The sequence below is a fragment of the Moorena sp. SIO3H5 genome (genome assembly GCF_010692395.1).
Classification (GTDB): Bacteria; Cyanobacteriota; Cyanobacteriia; order Cyanobacteriales; family Coleofasciculaceae; genus Moorena.
The window spans coordinates 1-8982 of sequence record NZ_JAAHHS010000320.1; the positions used below are offsets into that span (position 1 = coordinate 1).

At 43.9% G+C, this 8982-nt stretch carries 12 protein-coding genes; 9 read left to right on the plus strand and 3 right to left on the minus strand.

Annotated elements, in window-relative coordinates:
• Positions 1 to 103 precede the first annotated feature (103 nt).
• From F6K52_RS26735 to F6K52_RS26760, 6 genes are all read left to right on the plus strand, one after another.
• Positions 104 to 244, plus strand: coding sequence for a hypothetical protein (locus tag F6K52_RS26735; RefSeq protein WP_293085476.1), 141 nt, complete (start codon positions 104 to 106; stop codon positions 242 to 244).
• A 12-nt stretch (positions 245 to 256) separates the two neighbouring features.
• Complete coding sequence (locus F6K52_RS26740; protein ID WP_293085479.1) at positions 257 to 1261, plus strand: methyltransferase domain-containing protein; 1005 nt, start codon at positions 257 to 259, stop codon at positions 1259 to 1261.
• Between the two features lie 252 nt (positions 1262 to 1513).
• Positions 1514 to 1825: a recombinase family protein gene (locus F6K52_RS26745; RefSeq protein WP_293085482.1), complete on the plus strand. Its 312-nt coding sequence runs from the start codon at positions 1514 to 1516 to the stop codon at positions 1823 to 1825.
• A gap of 271 nt (positions 1826 to 2096) precedes the next feature.
• Positions 2097 to 2624, plus strand: a complete 528-nt coding sequence (locus tag F6K52_RS26750; protein ID WP_229424098.1) for a helix-turn-helix domain-containing protein — start codon at positions 2097 to 2099, stop codon at positions 2622 to 2624.
• Positions 2581 to 3243, plus strand: coding sequence for a zinc ribbon domain-containing protein (locus tag F6K52_RS26755; RefSeq protein ID WP_293085485.1), 663 nt, complete (start codon positions 2581 to 2583; stop codon positions 3241 to 3243). The genes F6K52_RS26750 and F6K52_RS26755 overlap by 44 nt, the downstream gene beginning before the upstream one ends.
• Positions 3244 to 3248: 5 nt before the next feature.
• Entirely contained in the window at positions 3249 to 3557 is a 309-nt protein-coding gene (locus F6K52_RS26760) for a DUF1636 domain-containing protein (RefSeq protein WP_293085497.1), read from the plus strand.
• Positions 3558 to 3581: 24 nt separating this feature from the next.
• On the opposite strand, the gene F6K52_RS26765 is transcribed toward F6K52_RS26760, so the two are convergent.
• Entirely contained in the window at positions 3582 to 3974 is a 393-nt protein-coding gene (locus tag F6K52_RS26765; RefSeq protein ID WP_293085487.1) for a formate dehydrogenase accessory sulfurtransferase FdhD, read from the minus strand.
• Between F6K52_RS26765 and F6K52_RS26770 the strand changes: the two genes are divergently transcribed.
• Complete coding sequence (locus F6K52_RS26770) at positions 3967 to 4164, plus strand: hypothetical protein (RefSeq protein WP_293085489.1); 198 nt, start codon at positions 3967 to 3969, stop codon at positions 4162 to 4164. The genes F6K52_RS26765 and F6K52_RS26770 overlap by 8 nt on opposite strands.
• A 257-nt stretch (positions 4165 to 4421) precedes the next feature.
• Here F6K52_RS26770 and F6K52_RS26775 read toward each other — a convergent pair whose 3' ends face one another.
• Positions 4422 to 4715, minus strand: coding sequence for a hypothetical protein (locus tag F6K52_RS26775; protein WP_293085491.1), 294 nt, complete (start codon positions 4713 to 4715; stop codon positions 4422 to 4424).
• Positions 4716 to 5453: 738 nt separating this feature from the next.
• Here F6K52_RS26775 and F6K52_RS26780 point away from each other — a divergent pair.
• Both F6K52_RS26780 and F6K52_RS26785 read left to right on the plus strand, forming a co-directional pair.
• Positions 5454 to 5612, plus strand: coding sequence for a DUF2256 domain-containing protein (locus tag F6K52_RS26780; protein ID WP_293085493.1), 159 nt, complete (start codon positions 5454 to 5456; stop codon positions 5610 to 5612).
• A gap of 141 nt (positions 5613 to 5753) precedes the next feature.
• A complete protein-coding gene (locus F6K52_RS26785) occupies positions 5754 to 6710 on the plus strand; it encodes an isoaspartyl peptidase/L-asparaginase (RefSeq protein ID WP_293085499.1) in 957 nt (318 codons plus the stop codon).
• A 150-nt stretch (positions 6711 to 6860) separates the two neighbouring features.
• On the opposite strand, the gene F6K52_RS26790 is transcribed toward F6K52_RS26785, so the two are convergent.
• The coding region (locus F6K52_RS26790; protein WP_293085495.1) for a HEAT repeat domain-containing protein at positions 6861 to 8982 on the minus strand (2122 nt) is incomplete at its 5' end.

Consider the following 8982-nt stretch of genomic DNA (forward strand, 5'->3'; position numbering starts at 1 on the left):
CACAATTTTTGGGTTCAATCATTATATCCCTTATGGGGATAGACTTTAACTAGTATAGTAGTACAAATGAACGGGAGGACTTCAGTCAAAAATACAACATTATGTGATCGCACCTGCGGAATGTGGGGTAAAGACCCTGGGAATCAGAAATCTGCTGGACTGCTCCCAATTTCTCCTGTGGGATGCTGCCTCAGACCGTTTGGTTTCGATTAAAGATATTGAAGATAGAAGTATTGAAGGTTGAGGTTTAATCTAAATGAATGTGTTAGTTGCTACGCTGGGAATTTTACTGGCACTCCTGATAGTCGGGATTGCGTTTTATCTCCTCACGCCTCGTCGCTATCAGTCTTCTGATTCTGTTGCCAATTCCTATGACGATTGGACGAATGATGGCATTTTAGAGTTCTACTGGGGGGAACATATCCACCTGGGGCACTACGGCTCTCCGTCCCGCAAAAAGGATTTTCTCCAAGCCAAGTCAGATTTTGTGCATGAAATGGTGCTTTGGGGTGGGTTAGACAAGCTTTCTGCCGGTACTACGGTCTTAGATGTGGGCTGTGGCATTGGCGGCAGCAGTCGCATTCTGGCGCGGGACTGTGGTTTTGCCGTCACGGGAATCACCATCAGCCCTCAGCAAGTCAAACGTGCTCAAGAACTGACACCGCCTGGGGTGAATGCCCACTTTCAGGTCGATGATGCCCTGGCTCTTTCATTCCCCGATGCCAGTTTTGATGTGGTCTGGTCGATCGAGGTAGGCCCACATATAGCTGACAAGGCGCAGTTTGCCAAAGAGCTATTGCGCGTTCTGAAACCGGGTGGAATTCTGGTCATTGCCGACTGGAATCAGCGGGACGACCGAAGCAAAACCCTGAACTGGTGGGAGCGTCCGGTGATGCGACAACTGCTGGATCAATGGTCTCACCCGGCCTTTTCCAGCATTGAAGGCTTTTCAGAACAGTTGGAGGCGACAGGGCTAGTCGCAGGCCAGGTGGCCACTGCTGATTGGACTCAGGAAACCCTCCCCGCCTGGCTGGATTCTATCTGGCAGGGCCTTGTCCGCCCAGGCGGATTACTCAAATTTGGTTTTGTCGGGTTCATCAAGTCCCTGCGGGAAGTGCCTACCTTCTTGCTGATGCGACTAGCCTTTGGGGCGGGATTGTGTCGCTTTGGCATGTTCCGGGCTGTGCGGGCCGCATCCCCTGGGGTGTCCGCCCAAAACATGGCTTCTGAGCAAAACAACGATAATTTAGTGCGTTCATGAGTTGATTCACCTATGACTTAATCATCGTTGGGGGCGGTATCCCCGGCCTCAACGATTCAGCCTTGCTCAAGTTGAACTCACTGATTGATTTCACTTCTATTGAAAATGATTCCAGCAACTTTATTCGTCTGTTCTCTTTGTCGATTTTCTGCGACAGAAAAAAGCCGAGGCGGTTTGTCAGGAGGCTAGCAACTGCTAAGAGATTTATATAAAAATCTTGCACTATTTACAAAAGTGTGTGAGATTTTAATTATGGTACTAGTCCCTTTCCGTAAGGCGGTCGAACTTACGGGATTATCGGGGAACACTTTGAGGAAGTATGCGGATAATGGCACAATCAGGTGCGAAAAAACCCCTGGAGGAAGCAGACTCTTTGACACCGAAAGCTTGCTCAGGTTTGGTAGCTTCAAAAGAGGTGTGGATCCAGTTTGTCAGTTCAGCATTGGGTATTGTCGAGTCAGTACCCACAAGCAAAAAGACGACCTTGCCAGGCAAATCGCCTACCTCCACTCACTCTTCCCAGAAGCGGAAATCATCTTTGACATCGGGTCAGGACTCAACTAAAAAAGGAAAGGTCTTAGAACCATATTGGAACGAATTGTGCGCGGAGATCAGCTCACAATTATTGTTACCTGTAGAGACAGGCTCACCCGATTCGGGTTTGAACTCATTGAGTACTTGGTCGGTCTCAACGGTGGAAAAATCCTGGTTCTCGACCAACCTGAAAGTTGTCCCGAGTCCGAGCAAACCGCAGATCTTCTCTCCATCATTCACGTCTTTTCGCGGCCTGTCCACGGACTCAGAAAATACGGTAAGAAAATCGAAGAAGATAAGAGTGTTCCTAAACCCTGAACAGCGATCGCTTATTCGCAGATGGTTTGGGGTGTCCCGTTACGTATTCAACAAAACCGTCAAAATTCTTCAAAGCGGTGAAGTTAAGGCCAATTGGAAGGCCATCAAGACCAGCATACTAAACGACCTACCCAAGTGGTGTAAGTCAGTGCCTTATCAAATTAAATCCATAGCGATAAAGGATGCTTGCACCGCCGTACGGGAGGCAAAAAAGAAGTACAAAAAGACTTCGCAGATTAATCGAGTCCGATTTAGGTCTCGTAAAAACCCAAGACAGTCTTGTTACATACCAAAGTCGGCAGTATCTGAGAAAGGCGTCTATTATACCAAGCTAGGGGAGATATCCTATGCAGAGTCTCTTCCCAGCAATATTGGAGATTGCAGACTAACCAGCCACAATGGGGATTACTATTTGGTGGTCCCCCATGAAGCAACGAAAGAGAAAACCGATAACCAAGGGCGAGTAGTTGCTTGCTTACCCTGGAGTCAGAACCTTCCTCACCTTTTTTAGTGAGACTTCCGTCGGAAAGATTGGACATGGAGACTTTTCCCAAATCCAAAGACTGTGCCAGCACCTAGATAATCTACTGTCCAAAATTAGCAAAGCTAAACGTGGACAAAAACGCCGAATGAGGAAAGCTGCTCGCCGGATGATAATCAGGATTCAAAACTTGATAGATGAACTCCATCACAAAGCAGCCAGATTTCTTGTAGACAACTTTGATGTGATACTACTTCCTACTTTTGAGACATCTCAAATGTCAAAAAAAGGAAATAGAAAACTCAGATCTAAGACTGTCCGCAATATGCTCAACTTTGCTCATTATCGGTTCAAAGAATTCCTAAAGCATAAAGCCTTCTTAACCGGCAAGACAGTAGTAGATGTTTGTGAAGCTTATACCAGCAAAACGGTTAGCTGGACTGGCGAAATGGTGAACATTGGCGGAAGTAAAATAATCAAATCAAAAGTTGATGGTCGTGCAATGGACAGAGACATCAACGGCGCTCGTGGAATCTTTCTGCGTTCGCGCAGCGTGGCCTACGGCCATGCCTTGGGAGATACCCCCTGGCTGAGGAATCAGCTTGCATTAGTGAGCCAGAATCCGCTTTTGGCAGATTCTGGTAGCTAAAAAGTATCGGCCAATACTTTATCAACCAACTCCAAACTGAACTAGCTGCCCGAAATTTGCAAGATACCTTTCATCTTCAGCAGGTTCGCTGTATGGCTGCCTGTAGTCGCCCTTGCAATGTGACTTTAGCTGCTCCTGACCGACTCACTTTTATTCTAAGTGGATTATCAACGACTGAATCAGCGACAGAATTAGTAGAATTTTGTCAGCAATATACAACCTATCCAGGGGGTCGCGTTCCTTTCAAGGAACGTTCCGCTGTCATTCGAGCCGCTTCGGCTTTTATCCTGCCTGCCTTACCCGCACCAAACTAGGTATTAATTTACTGTCTAATCCATTCAAAATACAAACAACCCAGCAGCATGGATTCCCCCAGTTGTGGAAAACACTGATTGAGCTGAACGCAGCTGTTCCGAGAGGCTGTAAATCACATCAGTGCTGACTTCCATAGCATCAGACATCACTGAACACCCTCGCAACCGTAGTGCTTCAAGACTAGCTTTTCCACAAATTCCACAGGCGCTGCTGGTAAAAAAGTGACCTTCCAGGGGCTGCAAATCTGGAGTAAGTTCTTCCCTCAGGTTCACATTCACAATATTATAGCGCTGCTCACCATCTCGATTAGAATCGACACAGTAGCTAATCCGTAGAATATCATCCCGATGCTTTACAATTCCTTCACAATAGAGGAACCCTGCTGCTAGTTCAAAATCTGCCCCTGGGGTGCGCATCGTCACAGCTAAGGTTTTCTGGGGAGAGGTCAGGCGAATTTCCAAGGGACACATCCATATCGCACCGATTACACCAGGAAATTTACAGGTACATTGGCCCGAAGGAAATGTCCTATTGGATAAAGGTAAGCGATCGCCTGAAGTGGATATTCCAGACTACAATGCTTTGGTTAGACTGGAGAAGGTTTAAGGATCAGAAATTGTGTGAACAGCTGAATGCTTATTAATTAGTAATTGGTAAGTTACAAGTTTCACGTTACAAGTTATCAAGTTGCCAGTTATCAAGTTACAAGTTTCACGTTACAAGTTATCAAGTTTCACGTTACAAGTTTGAATAGGGATCCGTGTAGGAATTGTGATAATTGTTTTTCCCTACTCCCTACTCCCTACTCCCTACTCCCTACTCCCTACTCCCTTTGCTATATAAGTAGTCAACCGGACATGATATTAGTCAGCAACATATCGCCATCCTTGAGGTTTATATTCTCGTTGAATTCGTACCATCCAGCTACCTTGGGGAAGCTCAATTGGCTGATGCTCTTCGTGAGTTAAAGTTGCTGTTTCTGAAAGAACTTGTAGATAAATTTGTCCATGTTTTTCGTATAACTGAGCAACACCATCACTGATGCGATGAGAATGTCCAGTGACCTCTCCTTCTGCTAGGGTTAGGTGAGGTAACTGTTGTCCATTGATTTGCTCTACAGGAAGTAAAATAACGTCGCCTTGTCGAATAGGTTGCATAGGTTCTTTGATTAATTTTTAGTTTGATTAATTTTTAGTTTGATTAATTATTATCTAGTTATCGATTCCTTGGGAAAGATTAGAAGGGTTATTTCGTCCATCACTATAGCATTTCTCCTAGTCTAGGGTTTACAGTCAATTGCCTTATCCCTACTCCTAATTGCCTACTCCTAATTGCCTACTCCTAATTGCCTATTCCTAATTGCCTATTCCTAATTGCCTACTCCTAATCCATAAAACCCAGGACTTGGCAGCCCATAAGTATGAAAAATAGTACCAAAAACGCTTTGTTTTTATAAACGAGTTGTATAACATACAGAAACCCAAAATACCCAAAATCATTGTTATTCTGGGCATCCGGCTTCGGTGAGATTTCACAACCTATATGGACATGGCTATAGACAATTCCCCACTAAAAAATGGTCAATTACCAAGTAACGATTACCAATTACCAAGTAACGATTACTAATTAACGATTACTAATTAACGATTACTAATTAACCGGCATATAATTTAGTGCAAACCCATCTTATGTTTGAAAGGCAGGCTAGGTGAGAATTTCAGGGATCAAGTCTTGTTTTTCATGAATTGATCAAATGCTTACTGGATAAGGGGTGTGGAATTTAGATGGGTTTGCCCTGGCATATAATTAACTTTTGTTAAAATTATTAACTAAACTTCATTTAGGTTAATAATTTGTTACAATTATAGTTATTTATATTCTATAATAAAACTAATATGACACGCCAGCAATCGAAATCCAACCTGCCAACAAAAATTTGCCCTGTTTGTCAACGTTCCTTTACATGGCGCAAAAAATGGCAAGATTGTTGGGAGGAGGTTAAATATTGCTCAGAACGCTGTCGTAGAAGGAAATCTGGTGTGAAGCTCGGATGAGGTATCAAGGATAACCAGGGCTGGATCGAGGAGTTTTATTAGTCAACTATTCTGGTTTTGTATATTTTCACACTTGACACATCAGAGATTCATAATTCACACTAAATGTTTTAATCCTTAATGTTTTCTTCATTCTTGTGTATGTTTGTGAAGACGGTGTGTCCCAAAGTCATTATCCACGGTGGTGCTGGTAGTTCTATAAAAGGCAAAGGAGGGGCTGATGCGATTCGCAAGTCCCTCTACTCAATTATTGAGGAGATTTATGCCTTGTTAGTCAAGGGTGCTAGTGCGACTGATGGTGTTGTCCGAGGCTGCCAACTCTTAGAAGATAATCCCCGCTTTAATGCTGGAACCGGTTCGGTGTTGCAATCAGATGGGCAAATCCGGATGAGTGCGTCCCTGATGGAAGGTCAATCTCAGCGCTTCAGCGGTGTGATTAATGTGTCGCGAGTGCAGCATCCGATCGAGCTGGCAGAAGCGTTGCAAGGCTCTGATGACCGGGTGCTGTCGGACTATGGAGCTGCAGAATTGTTACGAGACCTGCAACTGCCGGTTTACAATCCTATGACGCAGCTGCGGTTACAAGAGTGGCTCAAAGAAAGGCAGGCAAATTTTAGCCATAAGATGGCGGGAGTGATTGCTGAGGACGAATTGGTGACCAGCTCTGAAGCTCGACGGGGAACCATTGGTGTGGTTGTACTAGATAGCCGGGGTCATCTGGCAGCAGGAACCTCTACTGGTGGTAAGGGTTTTGAACGGATTGGTCGCGTCAGTGACTCCGCGATGCCAGCAGGAAATTACGCTACTTCTGATGCAGCAGTGAGCTGCACCGGTATCGGGGAAGACATTATGGAAGAGTGTCTAGCAGCACGGATTGTGGTGCGAGTCACTGATGGTTCATCCCTGGTGAATGCCATGGAGCGTTCATTTAAGGAAGCTCGGAAGAATCAGCGAGATTTTGCAGCTATCGCTCTAGATGCTAATGGTGCGATCGCATGGGGCAAAACTAGCGAAGTTCTGCTAGCGGCTTATCATACTGGGGAAAAGATTGTGGATACGTTGAATATGACTAAGGATGTGGAATTTTTGTCGATTTAAGGGTATCTGAGAAATTACGGGTACAGGAGGCTGAAATCCTTAGTCGATAGTCATTAGTCTTTGGTGACTCAACATTAATCTGATCAGTAGTTGCTAATGACTAATGACCTATAACTAATGAGCTATAACTTATGGCCTATAAGTTATAAACTAGTGTGCGGTCTTCAAATTCCATAGAGCATCAATCCCACTACCCACATAGTCTGAGGCTTGGTGCAGCTCAATCCATTGTGCAAGAGCACTGGACACATAACTAGATGGTTTACCTAACTCAGCCAAGGTTTCAGCTGCTGAGGCACGTACACCAGACTCCTCATCTTTGAGGCACCCGAGCAAGGCAGTGATCACAACTTGTGAAGAATTACCCAACTGGCTCAAGGCATTAATAGTGGCGCAACGTACATCAGAATCTTGATCTTCTAGCTGTGGTAGCAGAGCACTGACCACTGTTTCAGAAAGGTTCCCTAACTGACTATTACCTAACTGACCTAAAGCAGTTGCAGCAGCACAACGAAGATCAGAATCTTTATCCTTGAGGGATGTGAGTAAAGCACTGACTACGGTTTCACCAGGCTGGTCTAATTTACCCAACACCGAAGCACTCAAGCAACGAACACGAGAATTTTGATCGTTTAGCCTTGTTAATAACGCACTCATAACGGTTTTACGACCCTGTTTCAATTTGCCCAATGCCCAGATACTGGAGTAACGAACACGAGCATTTTTATCGTTTAGCCGCATCAACAAGCTATTCACTACTGGGTCAGAAGCCTGACCCAATTCACCTAATGCTAAAACTGCCTCAGAACGAACCGTAGCATCGTCATCTTTTAGCCAGCTCAGCAATGTATTTACTAAGCTTTCTGAAGTATTTTCTAATCTGACCATAGTACTCAGTGATAAGTTCTGAGGATTTTTTGGAAAACTAGTGTGCTCGGTAGTAGTGAGAGAATAGTCGGGATAGTCTAATTTATTTAATCTATCACTAGTTAATCTATCACTAGTTAATATCTCACTGGCCTGGTGACGCACGGTATCATTATTATGCTGTAACCCTGCCAAAAAGGTTTTGAGGACTGTCGGGTTTTCCCCTAATTGGTTTTGCCCTAACTGGTTTTGCTCTAACTTGACTTGGGTTTCCTGGGATTGTGTATCTTTCTGAGAGTTTGCTCTATCTTTCAATAGTTGTAAAACATCAAGGTTAATCTCAGTCTGATTCAAGTCAGAAAGGGTTTGACAGACTTGCTGATGAATTTGGTAACCAACTCGCCGTGAATCACTGGCTGCTAGGGTAACTAATGCTGCTAAAATTTCTTGCAGTAATGAATTATCTGCTATGTTCAAGGGTTGAGGATTTTCTGCAAGGCAAGTGGCAGCAAATAATAAATCCCGATGTAACCAAGACTCATAATCACTGCCATGATTTAAAATTTCCTGAATTGCTTTAGCGGCTTTTTTTGGTTTAAGCTGAGCAATTAGTAGCAGCAATACGTCTTGCCAGTAAGAGTCATGGAGATGGTCCTGGATATGAGTCAGGATAATCTCAAAATTACCTTCATTATCGGCTTTATAGATAATTTCTTGAGCACACAGATAGTCTTGAAATATCTTATGGATAAAGGCGTAACCATCCAGCCCTTGTTGTGTTAAAATGCCAGTGCGATGCTCCTTTGGAGCCGCTACGCGAACGCTAATTACATTAACCAACCTTTTTGCCTCTGCTTTGGCCTCGTATAACTGAATCTGTTTGAGTGTATTAATTTCTCTACCAAGCCAAGCGATCAGTTCATCTCGATTAATTACTATCTTACCTTTTTTATCCTTTTTATCTTTTTCCTTTTTACTCTCCTGGGTATGCATCCAATACCCGAGACGTTCCATCAATCGTCTACAATCATTCAATCTCAGATATTTCAGCGTGTGATTATTACTAAGATCTGGTTTATTATACCAGGAGGTTAATAACAGGTCTACTGCCTGGTCATAAAGCTGATAGCGCTCCAAAGGCAATCGGAAATGATAGCGGTGAATTAAAGTAATAATTGTCAACAATAGGGGATTTCGTGCCAGCTTTCTAATCTGCTGATGCTCAGATAGTAAGTTGCTCAGGCTTTCTTTAAGTCGTTGTGCTTCTGCTTTGTCTTGAATCTGACTATAGTACCAGCGCTGAATAAATTCCTCTATTTTACTGTCATCAAATAACTGAAGTTGATAGTGATAAAATTCTTGGTTCCAGAAAAAATCCCAGGGGGTATTTGAGTTAGGATAACGG